General features: G+C 72.2%; 18 protein-coding genes. 16 read left to right on the top strand and 2 right to left on the bottom strand.

The genetic code is table 11. The features are described 5' to 3' along the window. The first annotated feature begins 4 nt into the window (after positions 1 to 4). The gene (gene uvrA / locus ACWPOB_RS26635; RefSeq protein WP_455402660.1) at positions 5 to 2,938 is read left to right on the top strand and encodes an excinuclease ABC subunit UvrA; all 2,934 of its coding nucleotides are present in this window, start codon (positions 5 to 7) and stop codon (positions 2,936 to 2,938) included. Between the two features lie 40 nt (positions 2,939 to 2,978). Next, on the top strand, positions 2,979 to 4,127 hold the full coding sequence (locus tag ACWPOB_RS26640) for a lipase family protein (protein WP_455402661.1): 1,149 nt from the start codon (positions 2,979 to 2,981) through the stop codon (positions 4,125 to 4,127). Between the two features lie 12 nt (positions 4,128 to 4,139). On the opposite strand, the gene ACWPOB_RS26645 is transcribed toward ACWPOB_RS26640, so the two are convergent. After that, positions 4,140 to 4,856 carry an alpha/beta fold hydrolase gene (locus ACWPOB_RS26645; RefSeq protein ID WP_455402662.1) on the bottom strand — a complete coding sequence of 239 codons (717 nt, stop codon included), beginning with the start codon at positions 4,854 to 4,856 and terminating at the stop codon, positions 4,140 to 4,142. A 117-nt stretch (positions 4,857 to 4,973) separates the two neighbouring features. On the opposite strand from ACWPOB_RS26645, the gene ACWPOB_RS26650 reads away from it, so the two are divergent. Further along, on the top strand, positions 4,974 to 6,785 hold the full coding sequence (locus tag ACWPOB_RS26650) for a pyruvate kinase (protein WP_455402663.1): 1,812 nt from the start codon (positions 4,974 to 4,976) through the stop codon (positions 6,783 to 6,785). 22 nt (positions 6,786 to 6,807) lie between these two features. Here the strand turns inward: ACWPOB_RS26650 and ACWPOB_RS26655 are convergent, their stop codons facing one another. Next, complete coding sequence (locus ACWPOB_RS26655) at positions 6,808 to 7,161, bottom strand: DUF1844 domain-containing protein (protein ID WP_006936509.1); 354 nt, start codon at positions 7,159 to 7,161, stop codon at positions 6,808 to 6,810. A gap of 357 nt (positions 7,162 to 7,518) precedes the next feature. Here ACWPOB_RS26655 and infC point away from each other — a divergent pair, with 357 nt between their 5' ends. The 13 genes from infC to ACWPOB_RS26720 all read left to right on the top strand — a co-directional run bounded on the left by infC (position 7,519) and on the right by ACWPOB_RS26720 (position 19,936). After that, complete coding sequence (infC, locus tag ACWPOB_RS26660; protein WP_029543898.1) at positions 7,519 to 8,178, top strand: translation initiation factor IF-3; 660 nt, start codon at positions 7,519 to 7,521, stop codon at positions 8,176 to 8,178. An 89-nt stretch (positions 8,179 to 8,267) separates the two neighbouring features. Next, positions 8,268 to 8,462 (top strand): 50S ribosomal protein L35, encoded by a 195-nt coding sequence (gene rpmI / locus ACWPOB_RS26665; RefSeq protein ID WP_006936506.1) that lies wholly within the window; start codon positions 8,268 to 8,270, stop codon positions 8,460 to 8,462. 63 nt (positions 8,463 to 8,525) lie between these two features. Then, a complete protein-coding gene (gene rplT, locus ACWPOB_RS26670; RefSeq protein ID WP_003937964.1) occupies positions 8,526 to 8,912 on the top strand; it encodes a 50S ribosomal protein L20 in 387 nt (128 codons plus the stop codon). Between the two features lie 56 nt (positions 8,913 to 8,968). Next, the gene (locus ACWPOB_RS26675; protein ID WP_455402664.1) at positions 8,969 to 9,781 is read left to right on the top strand and encodes a TrmH family RNA methyltransferase; all 813 of its coding nucleotides are present in this window, start codon (positions 8,969 to 8,971) and stop codon (positions 9,779 to 9,781) included. A 108-nt stretch (positions 9,782 to 9,889) separates the two neighbouring features. Next, positions 9,890 to 10,960, top strand: coding sequence for a phenylalanine--tRNA ligase subunit alpha (gene pheS / locus ACWPOB_RS26680; RefSeq protein ID WP_455402665.1), 1,071 nt, complete (start codon positions 9,890 to 9,892; stop codon positions 10,958 to 10,960). Between the two features lie 53 nt (positions 10,961 to 11,013). Beyond that, on the top strand, positions 11,014 to 13,503 hold the full coding sequence (pheT, locus tag ACWPOB_RS26685; protein ID WP_455402666.1) for a phenylalanine--tRNA ligase subunit beta: 2,490 nt from the start codon (positions 11,014 to 11,016) through the stop codon (positions 13,501 to 13,503). Positions 13,504 to 13,531: 28 nt separating this feature from the next. Further along, positions 13,532 to 13,963 carry a PspA/IM30 family protein gene (locus tag ACWPOB_RS26690; protein ID WP_455402667.1) on the top strand — a complete coding sequence of 144 codons (432 nt, stop codon included), beginning with the start codon at positions 13,532 to 13,534 and terminating at the stop codon, positions 13,961 to 13,963. Between the two features lie 60 nt (positions 13,964 to 14,023). Next, positions 14,024 to 15,097 carry an N-acetyl-gamma-glutamyl-phosphate reductase gene (gene argC, locus ACWPOB_RS26695; RefSeq protein WP_100057882.1) on the top strand — a complete coding sequence of 358 codons (1,074 nt, stop codon included), beginning with the start codon at positions 14,024 to 14,026 and terminating at the stop codon, positions 15,095 to 15,097. Then, positions 15,094 to 16,350, top strand: a complete 1,257-nt coding sequence (gene argJ / locus ACWPOB_RS26700) for a bifunctional glutamate N-acetyltransferase/amino-acid acetyltransferase ArgJ (protein WP_100057881.1) — start codon at positions 15,094 to 15,096, stop codon at positions 16,348 to 16,350. The genes argC and argJ overlap by 4 nt, the downstream gene beginning before the upstream one ends. Further along, positions 16,347 to 17,291: an acetylglutamate kinase gene (gene argB, locus ACWPOB_RS26705; RefSeq protein WP_455402668.1), complete on the top strand. Its 945-nt coding sequence runs from the start codon at positions 16,347 to 16,349 to the stop codon at positions 17,289 to 17,291. Before argJ ends, argB begins: the two co-directional genes overlap by 4 nt. Beyond that, positions 17,288 to 18,475 carry an acetylornithine transaminase gene (locus tag ACWPOB_RS26710; RefSeq protein WP_455402669.1) on the top strand — a complete coding sequence of 396 codons (1,188 nt, stop codon included), beginning with the start codon at positions 17,288 to 17,290 and terminating at the stop codon, positions 18,473 to 18,475. Before argB ends, ACWPOB_RS26710 begins: the two co-directional genes overlap by 4 nt. A gap of 4 nt (positions 18,476 to 18,479) precedes the next feature. After that, positions 18,480 to 19,409, top strand: coding sequence for an ornithine carbamoyltransferase (gene argF, locus ACWPOB_RS26715; RefSeq protein ID WP_006936487.1), 930 nt, complete (start codon positions 18,480 to 18,482; stop codon positions 19,407 to 19,409). An 11-nt stretch (positions 19,410 to 19,420) separates the two neighbouring features. Continuing rightward, positions 19,421 to 19,936, top strand: a complete 516-nt coding sequence (locus tag ACWPOB_RS26720) for an arginine repressor (protein WP_455402670.1) — start codon at positions 19,421 to 19,423, stop codon at positions 19,934 to 19,936. Positions 19,937 to 19,943 lie beyond the last annotated feature (7 nt).

Genomic DNA, 19,943 nt, shown 5'->3' on the forward strand with positions numbered 1-19,943 from the left:
TGGCGTGGCGGATCGCCTGATCGTGCGTGGCGCGCGGGAGCACAATCTGCGGGGGATCGACCTGGACCTGCCGCGTGACAGCCTGATCGTCTTCACCGGCCTGTCCGGGTCGGGCAAGTCGAGCCTGGCGTTCGACACGATCTTCGCCGAGGGACAGCGCCGCTACGTCGAGTCGCTGTCCGCCTACGCGCGCCAGTTCCTCGGCCAGATGGACAAACCCGACGTCGACTTCATCGAGGGCCTGTCGCCGGCGGTGTCCATCGACCAGAAGTCCACCAACCGGAACCCGCGCTCGACGGTGGGCACCATCACCGAGGTCTACGACTACCTGCGCCTGCTCTACGCTCGCGCAGGCACGGCGCACTGCCCGCAATGCGGGGAGCGGATCGCCCGGCAGACGCCGCAGCAGATCGTCGACCAGGTCCTCGACATGGAGCAGGGCACCCGGTTCCAGGTGCTCGCCCCGGTCGTGCGCACCCGCAAGGGTGAATTCGTCGACCTGTTCGAGCAGCTGACCGTGCAGGGATACGCCCGCGTGCGGGTCGACGGAGTGGTCCATCCCCTCACCGATCCGCCGAAGCTGAAGAAGCAGGAGAAACACGACATCGAGGTGGTCGTCGACCGCCTCGCGGTCAAGGCCGGTGCCAAGCAGCGGCTCACCGATTCGATCGAGACCGCGCTGCGCCTGGCGGAAGGCATCGTCGTCCTCGACTTCGTCGACCGGGACGAGAACGCCGCCGACCGCGAGCGCCGCTTCTCCGAGAAACTCGCCTGCCCGAACGGGCACCCGCTGTCCATCGACGAACTCGAACCCCGGTCCTTCTCGTTCAACTCCCCGTACGGCGCCTGCCCCGAATGCACCGGCCTCGGCATCCGCAAGGAGGTCGACCCGGAGCTCGTCGTGCCGGACCCGGACCTCAGCCTCGAGGACGGTGCGATCGCGCCCTGGTCGATGGGGCAGACCTCCGAGTACTTCACCCGGCTGCTGTCCGGGCTCGCCGACATCATGGGCTTCGAGATGTCCACCCCGTGGAACAAGCTGCCGGCCAAGGCCCGCAAGGCCATCCTCGAGGGCAGCCCGGAACAGGTCCACGTCCGCTACAAGAACCGGTACGGCCGGACACGGTCGTACTACGCCGAGTTCGAGGGCGTGATGCCGTTCCTGCACCGCCGGCTCGAACAGACCGAGTCCGAGCAGATGAAGGAACGCTACGACGGGTACATGCGGGAGATCCCGTGCCCCACCTGCGAGGGTGCGCGGCTGCGTCCGGAGATCCTGGCGGTGACGATCGCCGCGGGCGAGCACGGGCACAAGTCCATCGCCGAGGTCTCCGACCTGTCCATCGCCGAGTGCGCCGAGTTCCTGAACGCCCTGACCCTCGGGGCGCGGGAAGAGGCCATCGCCGGGCAGGTGCTCAAGGAGATCCAGGCACGTCTCGGGTTCCTGCTCGACGTGGGGCTCGAATACCTCACCCTGTCCCGCGCGGCCGGCACCCTGTCCGGCGGGGAGGCACAGCGCATCCGCCTCGCCACCCAGATCGGCTCGGGCCTGGTCGGTGTCCTGTACGTCCTGGACGAGCCGTCCATCGGCCTGCACCAGCGCGACAACCGCCGGCTCATCGAAACCCTCACGCGGCTGCGTGATCTCGGCAACACGCTGATCGTCGTCGAGCACGACGAGGACACCATCCGCGCGTCGGACTGGGTCGTCGACATCGGGCCGTACGCCGGCGAGCACGGCGGTCGCGTCGTGCACACCGGCCCCTACAAGGAACTGCTCGAGTGCACCGAGTCGCTCACCGGCGCGTACCTGTCCGGACGTCAGCGGATCGAGGTGCCGGAGCAGCGCCGGCCGGTGGACCGCAAGCGTCAGGTCACCGTCGTCGGCGCCCGCGAGAACAACCTGCGCGGCATCGACGTGGCCTTCCCGCTCGGCGTGCTCACCTCCATCACCGGCGTCTCCGGATCCGGCAAGTCGACCCTGGTCAACGACATTCTCGCGACGGTCATGGCCAACAAGCTCAACGGCGCGCGGCAGGTGCCCGGCCGGCACACGCGCGTCAACGGGCTCGACCAGCTCGACAAGCTCGTGCAGGTGGACCAGTCGCCGATCGGCCGTACCCCGCGGTCGAATCCGGCCACCTACACGGGCGTGTTCGACAAGATCCGCACCCTGTTCGCCGCGACCACCGAGGCGAAGGTGCGCGGCTACCAGCCGGGCCGGTTCTCGTTCAACGTCAAGGGCGGCCGATGCGAGGCCTGCTCGGGTGACGGCACGCTCAAGATCGAGATGAACTTCCTGCCCGACGTGTACGTGCCGTGCGAGGTGTGCCACGGGGCCCGCTACAACCGCGAGACCCTCGAGGTGCACTACAAGGGCAAGACCATCGCCGAGGTGCTGGACATGCCCATCGAGGAGGCCGCCGAGTTCTTCGAGCCGGTCACCTCGATCCACCGCTACCTGCGCACCCTCGTCGACGTCGGCCTCGGATACGTGCGCCTGGGCCAGCCGGCCCCGACCCTCTCGGGTGGCGAGGCGCAGCGCGTCAAGCTCGCCGCGGAGCTGCAGAAGCGGTCGACGGGCCGCACCGTGTACGTGCTGGACGAGCCGACCACCGGTCTGCACTTCGAGGACATCCGCAAGCTGCTCGGTGTGATCAACGGGCTCGTCGACAAGGGCAACACGGTGATCGTGATCGAGCACAACCTCGACGTGATCAAGACGGCGGACTGGATCATCGACATGGGCCCCGAAGGGGGCTCCGGCGGCGGCACCGTCGTCGCGCAGGGCACGCCCGAGGACGTCGCGGCGGTCGAGGGCAGCTACACCGGCACGTTCCTGCGCGAGGCGCTCGCCGAGTCCGTCGCTCAGGAGCCCGCGCCCGCCCGCAGGCCGGCGCGCAAGCGCGCGCCGCGGAAGGTGGCGGCCGCGAGCTGACCTCGGCGCCGACGCGCCGCGAACCGCGAAGGGGGATCGGGTGGCACGGACGTTCTCCGGTGGTCGTGTCCGCGGGATCGTCGCCGCGCTCCTGACGGCGATGCTGCTCACGGCCGGGGTCGCGGCGGCCCGGCCCGCAGGCAGCGAGACGGACCCGCCGGGCACCGTCGTCCGGGTCGATCCGTTGCCGCGGCAGTGGTGGCTGCCGGGCGCGTCCGCCGCGTCGGTGGTCACCTACCGCACCACCGGACCGCGCGGGGTGCCGGCCCTGAGCACCGGCGCAGTCTTCGTGCCGTCGGGCGCCGCGCCCGCCGGCGGCTGGCCGGTGGTGTCGTGGGGACACGGCGCGGTCGGGATCGCGGACCGGTGCGCCCCCACCGTCGACGGCCGCATCGACAACGGATACCTGGCGCACTGGCTCGCCCAGGGATACGCGGTCGTCGCCACCGACTACCCCGGCCTCGGCACCCCCGGCCTCCACGCCTACCTCGACGGGCCGTCGGAGGCCCACGCCCTGATCGACATGGTGCGCGCCGCGCGGGCGGTGGAACCGTCCCTCGGGTCGCGCTGGGTCGCACTCGGCCAGTCGCAGGGCGGTCAGGCCGCGATGGTCGCGGCCTCCCTCGCGACCCGGTACGCACCCGAGCTCGACTACCATGGCGCCGTCGCGCTCGGCGTGCCGTCGAACATCGAGCATCTCGTGCCGTTCGGTGACCCGCGCTTTCCGCCGCTGCCGCTGACCGGCACCACCGTGTTCATCGCCTACCTGCTGGCCGGGATGCGCGCGACCCGCCCCGACGTCGACGTCGACCGCTTTCTCAGCCCGCGGGGCCGCGAGGTCCTCGCCCGGCTGGAGGACCTGTGCTACCAGGAGGCGGCGGCCGAGTTCGGGGATCTGTCGATCGGGGACCTGCTGGCGCGACGCACCGACGATCCGGCCCTGGCACGGGCCGCCCGCGACATGCTCGAGATCCCCACCCGCGGCTACGACCGTCCACTGTTCCTCGGTCAGGGCCTGACGGACACCGTCACCCCGGCGCCGTTCACGTTCAAGCTCGTCGCCGACCTGACCGCGGCCGGTGAGCGGTTCGTGTTCCGGTCGTATCCCGTCGGCCACCTGGAGACGATGCGGGCGTCCCTGTCCGACGTCACAGCGTTCGTCCAGGACCTGTTCGCCGCGGGCCGGTAGCGAGCGACCGCGTCAGCGGCGCCCCGCCGTATCGATCGCCGCCGCGTCGATCGCCACCGCGAGATCGGCGGGACGGGACCACATCGGCCAGTGACCGGTCGGCAGGTCGACGTACTCCACGTCGGTCAACCGGCCGAGCTCGGACGCCACCGGATGCCCCGACTGCGCCATCCGCGGGATCGCCCCGGACGGGAAGCTGCTGCACACGACGGTGGTCGGCACCCTCAGGCGGGCGTCGTCGTGCAGGGCGAGCGGAGTCCGCGCCGGACCGGCCGGATGTGGCACCGCCCGATCCCGGAACCGGTGCAGCGCAGCGTCGTCGAGCCCTTGCAGGCTGTTGCCGTCGGCTTCGAGCTCCGCCCACGGCGGCAGCGGGATCTCCGCCACGGCGGCATCGAGATCCGGTCGCAGTGCAGCGGCATCCGGCAGCGGACCGGTGTCGACGTACACCAGGTGGGCCACGTCCGTCGGGACCCGGTCCGACGCCGCGTACGCGACCGGGCCGGCGCCGCTGTGCGCGACGACGATCGCACCGCCCGCCACCGCATCCACGACGGCACCGACGTGGTCGTCGAGGGTGATGCCCGAGCGGTCGGTCCGGACGGACCCGAGCCCGGGCAGAGTCAGGGCGTCGACCCTATGCCCCCGCGCCCGCAGGTCCTCGGCGACGGCCTCCCATGCCCATGCGCCGAGCCAGAATCCGGGAACGAGGATCACGTGTGCGCCCACGACACCCATCCTCGGGGATGCAGGCGACGGTGCGGGTCACCGACACGGTCGTTGCCGGAACGACATTGTTCAACCGCGCGCAAACCCCGCGAAACTCCGCGCCCCTACGGTGGGCGCATGACCGGTGCGCACGGCGACCTCGCGGCCCTCGCCGCCGCGCTCGACGAGCTGCGGGACGGCCTCGTCGCCGCCGCGGACGCCGACGAGCGCTGGGCGCAGGCCCACCCCGCTCACCGGGCCGGCGCGGAGAACCTGGCGCACTACGTCGCCCTGCGGCGCCGGGACATCCGCGACCTGCAGTCCGACCTCGCCGCGTGGGGGCTCTCGTCCCTGGGACGTGCCGAGGCCCACGTGCTGGCCTCCGTCGACGCGGTGCGCCGGGCCGTGGGCAGCCTCGCCGACCTGCCCGAGATCGATGCCCGACCCTGTCCGGTCGATTTCGTCACCGGCGAGCGCCTGCTCGAACGCAACGCCACCGCACTGCTCGGTCCCGTCCACGGCGGCCGCCGGACCCGCATCATGGTGACGCTGCCGAGCGAGGCGGCCACCGACGCCGAACTCGTCGACCGGATCGTCGGCGCCGGCGCCGAACTCGTCCGGATCAACTGCGCGCACGACGGCCCGGACGCGTGGGCCGCCATGATCGACCACGTGCGCCGCGCCGAACGGGCCCACGGCCGGCACGTCACCGTCACCATGGACCTCGCCGGCCCGAAGCTGCGCACGGGCCCCGTCGCGCCCGGTCCCGCGGTCGTGCACGCCAAACCCGAACGGGACGCGCTCGGCCGCACCGTCGCACCCGTCCAGGTGCGGCTCACCCGCCCGGGCTCCGCGGCCGCCGCGGGCGAGGTCGTCGTCCCCGTCACCGACGAGTTGTGGCTGGCCCGGCGCCGACCCGGCGACCGCATCGCCTTCCGCGACACCCGCGGCTCCAAACGCATGCTGGTCGTCACCGGCACCGCCGCCGGCGACGTGCGCACCGAGCTGACCGACACCGCCTACCTCGTGCCCGGCACCCGGCTGACCGCGCGCGGCGACGCCACCGCCGTCGCGGCCCTCCCACCGCGCGAACGCCGGCTCACCCTGCACGTCGGCGACGAGCTGATCCTGGATCCGGACCTCACGCCCGCCGACCCCGATGCCTACCCGCCCCGCATCGGCTGCACCCTGCCCCGGGTGTTCGAGGACACCCGGATCGGGCACCGGATCTTCTTCGACGACGGCCGGATCGGGGGGATCGTCGAGGAGGCCGCTCCGGAGCGGCTGCGGATCCGCATCACCGACGCGGACCTGCGCGGCTCCCGGCTGGGGACGGCCAAGGGCATCAACCTGCCCGACACCGAGCTGCGGCTGCCGGCGCTCACCGACGAGGACCTGGACCGGTTGCCGTTCGTGGTCGCGCACGCGGACGCGGTCAGCCTGTCCTTCGTACGCAGCGCCGCCGACGTCGCGCACCTGCAGGACCGGCTCGCCGAACTCGGCGGCGCGCGGCTCGGGGTAATCCTCAAGGTGGAGACGGTGGCGGGGTTCGAGAGCCTGCCGTCCATCCTGTTCGCGGCCCTGCACTCGCCGCGGGTCGGCGTGATGATCGCGCGCGGCGACCTCGCCGTCGAGGCCGGTTACGGCCGGCTGGCCGAGGTGCAGGAGGAGATCCTGTGGGTGTGCGAGGCGGCGCACGTCCCGGTGATCTGGGCGACGCAGGTCCTCGACACCCTTGCCCGGACCGGCCGGCCGTCGCGCGCGGAGATCACCGACGCCGCGGCGTCGGGCCGGGCCGAGTGCGTGATGCTCAACAAGGGCCCGTACGTCGACCACGCGGTGCGCTTCCTCGACGACGTGCTGTGCCGGATGGCCGACCATCAGCGCAAGAAGGACTCGCTGCTGCGGCGCCTGCGGGCCTGGGAGGAGCCGGGCGTGCCGCTGCGTTGAGACCGGGTCGGCCGAGGCCGGGTCAGAAGACCGGGCCGGTGTACTTCTCGCCCGGGCCCTTGCCCGGCTCGTCCGGGTAGGCCGACGCCTCCCGGAAGGCCCGCTGCAGCGCCTGCAGCCCCTCGCGCAGCGGCCCGGCGTGCGGGCCGAGGTACTCCACGGACGCGGTGACCAGCCCGGCGAGGGCGGTGATCACCCGGCGCGCCTCGTCCAGGTCGCGGTGGGTGCCGGCCTCGGGATCCTCGTCGGCCAGGCCGAGCTTCTCGGCGGCGGAACTCATGAGCATCACGGCGGCGCGGCTGATCACCTCGACGGCCGGGATCTCGCCCAGGTGCCGGACGTCACCGGCCACGGTCGGATCGGGGGTGTCGGTCATGGGTCCACGATCCCACCCGCGCCTCGCCGCCGCTGGGGCGGGTCGGGCCGCGGCCGGCGATTCGATCGACGGCCCGAAGTTTGCTAGGCTGTGAGTCACGACCGTCCGCGTGCTCTGCGCGTGGGCAGCAAAGTGGAGTCCGACTCCCACCTCTGCGCGACACATGACCTGGTCATGACCTTCGCTCAGTGGTCCGGTCCGCCGCCCACCGGGGTATCCGGGGAGCGTGCGCCCCGAGTGATCGGGGGACGAGAGCGCACGACCTTCGCGTCGTGGGGTCCGTCGGGCCGGTCGGTATTCGGACCCCGCCCGGTGCGCACGCACCGTCGGCGGGGTTTTTCGTCGGAAGTCGGCCCCATGTGCTGCGGCGCGGTCACCCGGACCGCACCGCTCTACCTAGGAGGCCCCATCAGCGCTGAGACCCGCATCAACGAACGCATCCGAGTTCCCGAGGTCCGACTCGTCGGACCGGGTGGGGAACAGGTCGGAATCGTGCGTGTTGAAGATGCACTCCGCCTGGCATTCGAAGCCGATCTCGATCTGGTCGAGGTGGCCCCTGACGCCCGTCCGCCGGTCTGCAAGATCATGGACTACGGCAAGTTCAAGTACGAGGCTGCCCAGAAGGCGCGCGAGTCGCGCAAGAACCAGCAGCTGACCGTGATCAAGGAGCAGAAGCTCCGGCCGAAGATCGACGACCACGACTACGAGACCAAGAAGCGCAACGTGGTGCGCTTCCTCGAGGCGGGGTCGAAGGTCAAGGTGACGATCATGTTCCGCGGCCGCGAGCAGTCCCGCCCCGAGCTCGGGTTCCGGCTGCTGCAGCGCCTCGGCGCCGACGTCGCCGATCTCGGCTTCATCGAGACCGCCCCCAAGCAGGACGGTCGGAACATGACCATGGTCCTGGCCCCGCACAAGGGCGCCAAGACCCGCGCCAAGGCGCAGGAGACCGCCCAGGCCTCCGTCGCCAGGCCGGCTCCTGCCGCGGACAAGCCCGCGGCAGGCGACGGCACCGCGTAGCTCCGCCGGTCGACCGGGCTCACCGCCCGGCCGGCCGCTGCGCGCAAGCCGGACGAACACGAGTAAATCCCCGACGAACTGAGGACTCCATGCCCAAGTCGAAGACCCACAGCGGCACCGCGAAGCGATTCAAGGTGTCCGGCAGCGGAAAGATCCTGCGCCAGAAGGCCGGCCGCCGCCACCTGCTCGAGCACAAGTCCTCCCGGGTGACGCGTCGCCTCGACGGCAAGGCCGCCGTCTCCGACGTCGACGCCCCGCGCGTCAAGCGCATGCTCGGCATCTGAGCTTCTTTCCCCGACCGACCCCGGGGGCGATCGACTGCCCCCCGAGATTGACAGGACATATCAGTGGCACGCGTGAAGAGGGCCGTCAACGCCCAGAAGAAGCGCCGTTCGATCCTCGAGGCTTCCAAGGGCTACCGCGGGCAGCGCTCGCGTCTGTACCGCAAGGCCAAGGAACAGCAGCTCCACTCGCTGACCTACGCCTACCGCGACCGTCGCGCGCGCAAGGGTGACTTCCGCAAGCTGTGGATCAGCCGCATCAACGCCGCTGCCCGCGCCAACGACATCACCTACAACCGCTTCATCCAGGGCCTGAAGGCTGCGGGTGTCGAGGTGGACCGCAAGATCCTCGCCGAGCTCGCCGTCTCCGACGCCGAGGCGTTCGCCGGCCTGGTCGCCGTGGCCAAGGCCGCGCTGCCCGCCGACGTCAACGCGCCGGCCGACGCCGCCTGAGCGCAGCGCCGAACGCCGAGACGACGCTGAACGACCGACCAGCACAGGAACGACCCGTGGACCCGCTCACCGAGCGCACCCCACGGGTCGTTTCTGCTGTCAAACTCCTGCGCACCTCCGACCGCCGCAAGGCCGGCCGTTTCCTCGCCGAGGGCGAGAACTCCGTCGGCGAGGCCCTCGCGACCGCCGTCGTGCACGAGGTGTTCGTCACCGAGGCCGCCGCCGCCCGCTACCACGATCTGCTCGACGCCGCCCGGCGCCGACACGTGCGGGTCTCCACCGTCACCGAGCGCGCGGCCGCCCGGCTGTCGGACACCGTCACCCCGCCGGGCATCGTCGCCGTGTGCGATCTGCTCGACGTGCCGCTCGCCCGGGCCCTGACCCCGCCGCCGCGGCTGCTCGCCGTGCCCGTCGAGATCGCCGAGCCCGGCAACGCCGGCACCGTCATCCGCGTGGCCGACGCGGTCGGCGCCGACGCGGTGGTCCTCGCCGGCGACAGCGTCGACCCGCACAACGGCAAGTGCGTCCGCGCCTCCGCGGGCAGCGTGTTCCACCTCCCGGTCGCCCGGGAACGCGACACCGGCACCGTCCTCGACGCGCTCGCCGCCGCCGGACTCCAGGTGCTCGCCACCGCCGCCGACGGCGAGGTCGACCTCGACGAGGCCGACGAGCTGCTCGCCGCCCCCACGGCGTGGCTGTTCGGCAACGAGGCACACGGCCTCGACCCGGCGGTCGCGGCGCGGGCCGACCACCGGGTGCGCATCCCCATCCGCGGCCGCGCCGAATCGTTGAACCTTGCCACCGCCGCGTCGATCTGCCTGTACGCAAGCGCCCGCGTGCAGCATCGCGCCGACAGGGCCGTGCCCTAGCGCGGCCCGGCCATCGCCTAGGATTTGGGTGCTGCGCTGGCGCGATCCGTTCGACGCCGAACGTGGCACCACACCCACCGTTCGCCCGAAGAAGGAGTTGCACCGGTCGTGGCCAAGAATGAGGGCGGCACCCCGCCGGCAGTCGATCCGAGCGCCCTGAGCGAGGAGTCGCTCGCCGCGTCCACGCAGGCCGCGCTGGCCGCGTTCGCCGCCGCCCCCGACCTCGACGCGCTCGCGCAGGCCAAGATCGACCACCTCGGCGACAAGGCCCCCGTCTCCCTCGCCAAGCGCGCCCTGGGCGGCCTGCCCGGCAACCAGCGCGCCGACGCCGGCAAGCGGGTCAACGCCGCCCGCGGCGCGGTCACCGCGGCCTTCGACGAACGCCGCACCGAGCTCCTCGCCGAGCGCGACGCCGCGGTCCTCGTCGCCGAGGCCATCGACGTCACCCTGCCCGCCAACCGCCGGCCCGCCGGCGCGCGGCACCCGATCACGATCATCTCCGACCAGATCGCCGACGTGTTCGTCGGCATGGGCTGGGAGGTGGCCGAGGGCCCCGAGGTCGAAACCGAGCACTTCAACTTCGACGCGCTGAACTTCCTGCCGGACCACCCCGCCCGCACGATGCAGGACACCTTCCACATCGCGCCGGAGGGCTCACGGCAGGTGCTGCGTACCCACACCTCGCCGGTGCAGGTACGCACCATGCTGCACCGCGACATCCCGATCTACGTGGTGTGCCCCGGCCGCACCTTCCGCACCGACGAGCTCGACGCCACCCACACCCCGGTGTTCTCGCAGATCGAGGGCCTGGCCGTGGACAAGGGTCTGACCATGGCCCACCTGCGCGGCACCCTGGACGCGTTCGCCCGTGCCCTGTTCGGACCCGAGACCCGAACCCGGATGCGCCCGAACTACTTCCCGTTCACCGAGCCGTCCGCCGAGGTGGACGTGTGGTTCCCGAACAAGAAGGGCGGTGCCGGCTGGGTCGAATGGGGCGGCTGCGGCATGGTCAACCCCAACGTGCTGCGCGCGAGCGGCATCGACCCCGACGAGTACACCGGCTTCGCGTTCGGGATGGGCCTCGAGCGCACCCTGCAGTTCCGCAACGGCATCTCCGACATGCGCGACATCGTCGAGGGCGACGTCCGATTCACCCTGCCCTTCGGCGTGCAGGGCTGACGCCGCCCGACCCGAGACCCGACCACCGAACCGACCGAAAGAGCTGAGCACAAGTGCGAGTAGCGCAGTCCTGGCTGACCGAGATCCTGCAGCGGGCCACCCCCGAGTGGAACGTCACCGCCGAGGAACTCGATGCGGGATTCGTCCGGGTCGGACTCGAGGTGGAGGAGGTCGACACCCTCGCGCGCCTCGACGGCCCCCTCGTCGTCGGCCGCGTCCTCGAGATCACCGAGCTCACCGAGTTCAAGAAGCCCATCCGCTTCTGCCAGGTCGAGGTGGGCGAGGACGCCCCGCGCGGCATCGTGTGCGGCGCCCGCAACTTCACCGAGGGCGACCTCGTGGTCGTCGCGCTGCCCGGCGCGGTGCTGCCCGGCGGCTTCGCCATCGCCTCCCGCAAGACCTACGGCAGGGTCTCCGACGGGATGATCTGCTCCGTCGCCGAGCTCGGCATCGGCAAGGACCACTCCGGCATCCTCGTCCTCGAGGAGGGCACCGCCGAACCGGGTACCGACGCCAACGACCTGCTCGGCCTCGGCGACACCGTCATCGAGCTGAACATCACCCCCGACCGCGGCTACTGCTTCTCGCTGCGGGGCCTGACCCGCGAGCTCGCGTGCGGCTTCGACCTCGAGTTCGCCGACCCCGCGCACGTCGTGCCCAATCCGGCCGACGGCGGCCAGGCCTACCCGATCCGGCTCGAGCCGGAGGCCGACGCCACCCGCTTCGCCGCCCGCAAGGTCACCGGCATCGACCCCAAGGCCGTGTCCCCGTGGTGGCTGCAGCGGCGGCTGCTGCTGTCCGGCATCCGCCCGATCTCCCCGGCCGTCGACGTGACCAACTACGTGCTGCTCGAACTCGGCCAGCCGCTGCACGCCTTCGACGCCGCCACCCTCCAGGGTGAGCTCGTCGTGCGGCGCGCGAAGGCGGGGGAGAAGCTGACCACCCTCGACGGCATCGAACGCGACCTCGACCCCGAGGACGTCGTCATCACCGACGACTCCGGCGTGATCTCCCTGGCCGGGATCATGGGCGGCGTCGCCACCGAGGTGAGCGGCACCACCACCGACGTCCTCCTCGAGGCCGCCACCTGGGATCCGCTGGCCGTGTTCCGGAGCGCGCGGCGCCACAAGCTGGTCAGCGAGGCGGGCAAGCGGTTCGAGCGCAACGTCGACCCCGAAGTGGCGTTGCCGGCGCTGGACCGGGCCGCGTCGCTGCTCGTGGAGATCGCCGGTGGCCGCGTCGAGCCGGTCCTGACCGACATCTCGGTCCCCGTCGAGCCGGTCTCGATCCGCATGGACATCGACCTGCCCGACCGCATGGCCGGGGTCGCCTACCCGACCGGCACCGCCGCCCGCCGGCTCACCCAGATCGGATGTGGCGTCGAGGTCGGCGTCGGCCCGGACGGGCACGGCCAGCTGGTGGTCACGCCGCCCACGTGGCGACCCGACCTGCGCCAGCCGGCCGACCTGGTGGAGGAGGTGCTGCGGCTCGAGGGACTCGAGCAGATCCCGTCCGTGCTCCCCGCCGCCCCCGCCGGCCGCGGACTGACCCCGAGCCAGAAGCGCCGCCGCGCCGTGGGCCGCGCCCTGGCCGCCGACGGCCACGTCGAGGTCCTCGCCCCCGTCTTCCTGCCGGCGCACGTGTTCGACACGTGGGGTCTCGACGCCGGCGACCCGCGCCGCACCACCACCAAGGTTCTCAACCCGCTCGAGGCCGACCGCCCCGAGCTGGCGACGACGCTGCTGCCCGGCCTGCTCGAGGTGCTCGCCCGCAACGTCTCCCGTGGCCAGCGCGACCTGTCGCTCTATGCGATCGCGCAGGTCGTCCTGCCCGGACCCGGCACCCGGCCGGTACCGCCGCTGCCGGTGGACCGGCGCCCCACCGACGAGCAGATCGCGCTGCTCGAAGGGTCGCTGCCCGCGCAGCCCGTCCATGTCGGGGCGGTGCTGTGCGGCCTGCGGGAGCCCGCCGGGCCGTGGGGCCCGGGCCGGCCCGCGGAGGCGACCGACGCGTTCGCCGCGGCGGAGACCGTCGCGGCCGCCGCCGGTGTGCGGCTGCAGCGCCGCGCGGCGCAGTACCTGCCCTGGCATCCGGGCCGCTGCGCCGAGCTGCTTGTCGACGGTGTCGTCGTCGGCCATGCCGGCGAGCTGCACCCGGCGGTGCTCGAGCGCGGCGGCCTGCCCGCCCGCACGTGCGCGTTCGAACTCGACCTCGACGCGCTGCCGATCGTGGAGTCGCTGCCGGCGCCCAAGGTCTCCCCGTTCCCCGCCGTCCTGCAGGACGTCGCCGTCGTCGTGGCCAAGGAGGTCCCGGCCGCCGACGTCGAGGAAGCGCTGCGCGCGGGTGGCGGCGAACTGCTCGAGGACATTCGCCTGTTCGACGTGTTCGAGGGGGCGCAGGTCGGGGAGGGCCGCAAGTCGCTCGCCTTCGCGCTGCGGTTCCGCGCTGCAGACCGCACGCTCACGGAGGACGAGGCCAGCGCCGCCCGCGCCGCCGCCGTCGCGTCGGCGTCCGCCGCCGTCGGTGCCGAACTGCGGCACTGACCCGCGCCTGCGGACGTAGCCTGGGAGCATGACCGCGGATCCGTCATCACCCGACCCCGGCCCGGACGCTCCGGACGCGCCCGTGCCCGACGTCACCCCAGCGGAGCCCGGTTCTCCGTCGGTCCCCGACGTGACACCGGCGGAACCCGGTTCGCCGTCGGTCCCGGACGTGACACCGGCGGAGCCGGGCTCGCCGTCGGTGCCGGACGTCCCGCTGTCCCCGGTCGGGCCGGACGTGACACCCGCCGAGGGGGAGGCCTCCGGTTACACCTCGGCCGGAGTGCCCACGTTCGACTCGGTGCGTGAGAAGATCGAGCGTCGGGCAGGCACGGCGATCGGTGCGGAGGAACTCGCCCGCGAGAGCGCGGCGGGGCGCACGCTCGAGGAACAGTTCGACGAGCGCCGACGGGCCGCCGCCGACAAGCTGACCGAGATCCGCCGCTCGCTGGCCGAGGGGTGAGCCGGCCCGGTCCGACCCACCCGTATGAATGAAGTTGCATGATGATGCATAATCAATCGTATGGGTAACTCACCGGAATTCACGGCGACCGCACAGTCGCCGATTCGGGTCGCCGTCGCAGGGGCCAGCGGGTACGCGGGCGGCGAGATCCTGCGCCTGCTTCTCGGTCATCCCGCCTACCAGGACGGCCGGCTCGTCGTCGGCGCGCTCACCGCCGGCGGCAATGCCGGCGCGACGCTCCGCGAGTTCCATCCTCACCTGCTTCCGCTGGCCGCCCGCGTCCTCGGCGCCACCGATCTCGACACCCTGGCCGGCCACGACGTCGTGTTCCTCGGCCTGCCCCACGGCCACTCCGCCGTCATCGCCGAGCAACTGCCCGACACCACCATCGTCATCGACTGCGGCGCCGACTTCCGTCTGTCCGAGTCGGCCGACTGGGAACGCTGGTACGGCGGCGACCACGCAGGGACCTGGCCCTACGGCATGCCCGAGCTGCCCGGCAAGCGCGAGCACCTGATCGGCGCCACCCGCATCGCGGTCCCCGGCTGCTATCCCACATCGGCCACCCTCGCCCTGGCTCCCGCCGTCGCGGCCGGCATCGTCGAGCCGAGGGTCCAGGTCGTCGCCGTGTCCGGCACTTCCGGCGCCGGCAAGTCCCCCAGGGTCGACCTCCTCGGCTCCGAGGTGATGGGCTCGGTGCGGGCCTACGGCGTCGGCGGAGCACACCGGCACACGCCCGAGATCAAGCAGAACCTCGCAGCCCTGACCGACGCCGCCGTCACCGTCTCCTTCACCCCCGTGCTGGCGCCGATGCCCCGCGGCATCCTCGCCACCTGCACAGCCCCCACCACGGCCACCGCCGACGAGGCCCGGGCCGTGTACGAGAAGGCCTACGCCGACGAGCCGTTCGTCCAGGTGCTGCCCGAAGGGGTGCTGCCCACCACCGGTGCGGTGCTCGGCTCCAACGCCGTGCAGCTCGCCGTCACCGTCGACCCCGACGCCGGCGTCCTCGTCGCCATCGCCGCGCTCGACAACCTGACCAAGGGCACCGCCGGCGCGGCGGTGCAGTCCATGAACCTGGCACTCGGCCTGCCCGAGACCGCCGGCCTGTCCACCGTGGGAGTCGCCCCGTGAGCATCGACAGACACTCCACCGACGAGCACGTCTACGCCGACGCCGTCGACATCGCCGGCGGACGCCTGATCCGCACCCAGGGCGTCACGTCGCCCGCCGGGTTCCGCGCCGCGGGCATCCCCGCCGGCATCAAGGCCTCCGGCAACCCGGACCTCGCGCTGATCTTCAATGAGGGCCCGGAGCTGACCGCCGCCGGCGTGTTCACCACCAACAAGATCAAGGCCGCACCCGTGCTGTGGTCGCAGCAGGTCCTCACCTCCGGCGCCCTGCGCGCGGTGATCCTGAACAGCGGCGGTGCCAACGCCTGCACCGGCCCCGGCGGGTTCCAGGACACCCACGCCACCGCGGAGAAGGTCGCCGAAACCCTCAGCAACTGGGGCACCGAGACCGGTGCGGGCGAGATCGCCGTGTGTTCTACCGGACTCATCGGCGACCGGCTGCCCATGGGCAAGGTCCTCGCCGGCGTGGAGGAGATCGTCCACGAACTCGCCGGCGGCATCTCCGGCGGCACCGACGCCGCCTACGCCATCATGACCACCGACACGGTGCCCAAGCAGGCAGCCCTGCACCACGCCGACAAGTGGAACGTCGGCGGCATGGCCAAGGGTGCCGGCATGCTCGCCCCCGCCCTGGCCACCATGCTGTGCGTCGTCACCACCGACGCCGTCGCCACCGCCGAGCAGCTCGACCGCGCCCTACGCGCCGCCACCCGGCTGACATTCGACCGCCTCGACGTCGACGGCTCCACCTCCACCAACGACACCGTGCTGCTGCTCGCGTCCGGTGCCAGCGGCATCACCCCCACCCAGGAACAGCTCGACGCCGCCGTCCTCGCCGTGTGCGACGACCTCGCCGGGCAGATGATGGCCGACGCCGAGGGCGTCACCAAGCGGGTCACCGTCACCGTCCGTGGCGCCGCAAGCGAACAGGACGCCCTGGTCGGCGCGCGCACCGTCGCGCGCGACAACCTCGTCAAGACCGCCCTGTTCGGTTCCGACCCCAACTGGGGTCGCGTCCTCGCCGCGATCGGCATCGCCCCGATCGAGCTCGACCCGAACCGCATCTCCGTCACGTTCAACGGCTCCCCGGTGTGCATCGACGGCGTCGGCGCCCCCGGCGCCCGCGAGGTCGACCTCTCCGGCCCCGACATCGCCCTCGACATCGACCTCGGCGTCGGCGACGCCGAGGTGACCATCCGCACCACCGACCTCTCCCACGGATACGTCGAAGAGAACTCGGCCTACTCGTCATGACCGGAACCGAGACGACCACCGATCCCATCGCGCAGCTCACCGCCCACCAGAAGGCGTACGTCCTCGCCGAGGCCCTGCCCTGGCTGCAGAAGTTCCGCGACAAGATCGTCGTGGTCAAGTACGGCGGCAACGCCATGATCGACGACGACCTCAAGCGCGCCTTCGCCGCCGACATGGCGTTCCTGCGCACCGTCGGCGTCCATCCCGTCGTCGTCCACGGCGGCGGACCGCAGATCAACGCCATGCTGAAGCGACTGGGCATGGCAGGGGAGTTCCGCGGTGGTTTCCGCGTCACCACCCCCGAGGTGATGGACGTCGTCCGCATGGTGCTGTTCGGCCAGGTCGGCCGCGAACTCGTCGGCCTGATCAACGCCCACGGCCCGTACGCCGTCGGCATCTCCGGCGAGGACGCCCACCTCTTCACCGCCACCCGCCGCACGGTCGTCGTCGACGGCGAGGACACCGACATCGGTCTCGTCGGCGACGTCACCTCCGTGGACCCCGCCGCCGTCCACGACCTCATCGCGGCCGGCCGCATCCCCGTCGTCTCCACCATTGCCCCCGATGCCGACGGCGTGGTCCACAACATCAACGCCGACACCGCAGCCGCCGCGCTCGCCGAGGCGCTCGGCGCGGAGAAGCTCGTCGTCCTCACCGACGTCGAGGGCCTCTACACCGACTGGCCCGACCGCAGTTCCCTCGCCACCAGCATCGACGCCGACGCCCTGGCCGATCTGCTGCCGTCCCTCGACGCCGGCATGGTCCCGAAGATGGAGGCCTGCCTGCGGGCCGTCCGCGGCGGCGTGCCCACCGCCCACGTCATCGACGGACGCCAGCCGCACTCGGTGCTGCTCGAACTCCTCACCGAGGAAGGCATCGGCACGATGGTCACTCCCGCCCACCCCCGGACGACCGCACCCACCCAGGAAGGCACCTCATGACCAGCACCTCAGAACTCCAGCAGCGCTGGGCCGGGTCGCTGATGAACAACTACGGCGTCCCCAAGGTCGCCCTCGTCGCCGGCGACGGTGCCGTCGTCACCGACGCCGACGGCAAGCAGTACCTCGACCTGCTCGGTGGCATCGCCGTCAACGCCCTCGGTCACCGCCATCCCGCCATCCGCGAGGCCGTCACCGCGCAACTCGACACCCTCGGCCACGTGTCCAACCTCTACGCCAGCGGACCCGTCGTCGAACTCGCCGAACGTCTCCTCGCGCACTTCGGGCACCCCGGCCGGGCGTTCTTCTGCAACTCCGGCACCGAAGCCAACGAGGCTGCGTTCAAGCTCGCCCGGCTCACCGGACGCCCCAAGATCATCGCCGCCGAGAAGGCCTTCCACGGCCGCACCATGGGCGCCCTGGCACTCACGGGCCAGCCCGACAAGCGCGCCCCGTTCGAACCCATGCCCCCCGGCGTCGAATTCGTCCCCTACGGCGACGCGGACGCCCTCGACGCCGCCGTCGACGAGAACACCGCCGCCGTATTCCTCGAGCCGATCATGGGGGAGTCCGGCGTCGTCGTGCCCCCCGAGGGCTACCTGGCCCACGCCCGCCGCATCACCGCCGAACGCGGGGCGCTGCTCGTCCTCGACGAGGTGCAGACCGGCATCGCCCGCACCGGCACGTTCTTCGCCCACCAGGCCGTCGGCATCGTGCCCGACGTGATGACCCTCGCCAAGGGGCTCGGCGGTGGCCTGCCCATCGGCGCCGTCGTCGCCACCGGACCGGCCGCCGACTTCTTCCAGCCCGGCAAGCACGGCACCACCTTCGGCGGCAACCCGGTGTGCGCCGCCGCCGCGCTCGCCGTCCTGCGCACCATCGACGAACAGCACCTGCTCGCCCACGTCGACGCCGTCGGCAAATCCATCGCCACCGGCATCGAAGCGCTCGGGCACCCCCTCGTCGACCACGTCCGAGGCGCCGGCCTGCTGCTCGGCATCGTCCTCACCGACACCAAGGCACCCGCCGTCGAAGCGGCCGCCCGGGACGCCGGCTATCTCGTCAACGCCGCCGCCCCCGACGTCATCCGCCTCGCGCCGCCGCTGATCCTCACCCAGGAACAGGCCGACGGGTTCGTCGCGACGCTGCCCTGCGTGCTCGACGCCGCCCAGCAGGAAGGAAACTAGACCCATGGTGAAGCACTTCCTCAAGGACGACGACCTCACACCCGCGCAGCAGAGCGAGGTCCTCGACCTCGCCGCGGCCCTGAAGAAGGCCCCGTTCTCGGCCCGTCCCCTCGAGGGCCCGCGCGGCGTCGGCGTCATCTTCGAGAAGAACTCGACCCGCACCCGCTTCTCCTTCGAGATGGGTATCGCCCAGCTCGGCGGCCACGCTGTCGTCGTCGACGGCCGCACCACCCAGCTCGGACGCGAGGAGACCCTGCAGGACACCGGCCGCGTCCTGTCCCGCTACGTCGACGCCGTCGTCTGGCGCACCTTCGGCCAGGACCGGCTCCAGGCGATGGCCGAGGGCGCCACCGTGCCCCTGGTCAACGCCCTCTCCGACGAATACCACCCCTGCCAGGTCCTCGCGGACCTGCTCACCCTCCGCGAGCACAAGGGTGAGCTGCACGGGCTGAAGCTGACCTACCTCGGCGACGGCGCCAACAACATGGCGCACTCGCTGCTGCTCGGCGGTGTCACCGCCGGCATCGACGTCACGATCGCCGCCCCCGCCGGTTTCGTCCCGAACCCCGCCGTCGTGGACGCGGCCCGCGCCCGCGCCGCCGAAACCGGCGCGCGGATCACCCTCACCGAGGACCCGCGCGCCGCCGTCGCCGGCGCCGACGCCCTCGTCACCGACACCTGGACCTCCATGGGCCAGGAGAACGACGGACTCGACCGCGTCGGTCCCTTCCGCCCGTACCAGGTCAACGCCGAGCTGCTCGCGCTCGCCGACCCGAACGCCGTCGTGCTGCACTGCCTGCCCGCCCACCGCGGCGACGAGGTCACCGACGAGGTCCTGGACGGACCGCAGTCGGTGGTGTGGGACGAGGCCGAGAACCGCCTCCACGCACAGAAGGCGCTGCTCGTGTGGCTGCTCGAGCAGCGCGAACGGTAACCGTGAGCAGCGTGGCCGAACCGTCGAGCGGCGCCGGACCGGCCGGCGCCGCCGCGGCCCCGACCCGCGCCGCCCGGCAGGCCCGGATCACCGCGCTCGTCGCCACCCACGCGATCCGCAGCCAGCCGGAACTCGCCGCGCTGCTGGCTTCCGAGGGCATCGAGGTGTCCAACGCCACCCTCTCCCGCGACCTCGAGGAGCTCGGTGCAGTCAAGCTCCGCGGCGCCGACGGCGGGCCCGGGGTGTACGTCGTCCCCGAGGACGGGAGCCCCGTCCGCGGCGTGTCCGGAGGCACCGACCGGCTCTCCCGCCTCCTCGGCGAACTGCTGGTCTCCACCGACTCGAGCGGCAACATCGCCGTGCTCCGCACCCCACCCGGAGCAGCGCACTATCTGGCCAGCGCACTCGATCGGGCATCATTACCCGAAGTGGTCGGCACCATCGCCGGCGACGACACCATCGCGGTGATCGCGCGCGAGCCCCTCACCGGAGCCGACCTCGCCGCGAAGATCGAATCCCTGGCCTGATCCGATC

The organism is Rhodococcus sp. 2H158 (assembly GCF_053764755.1).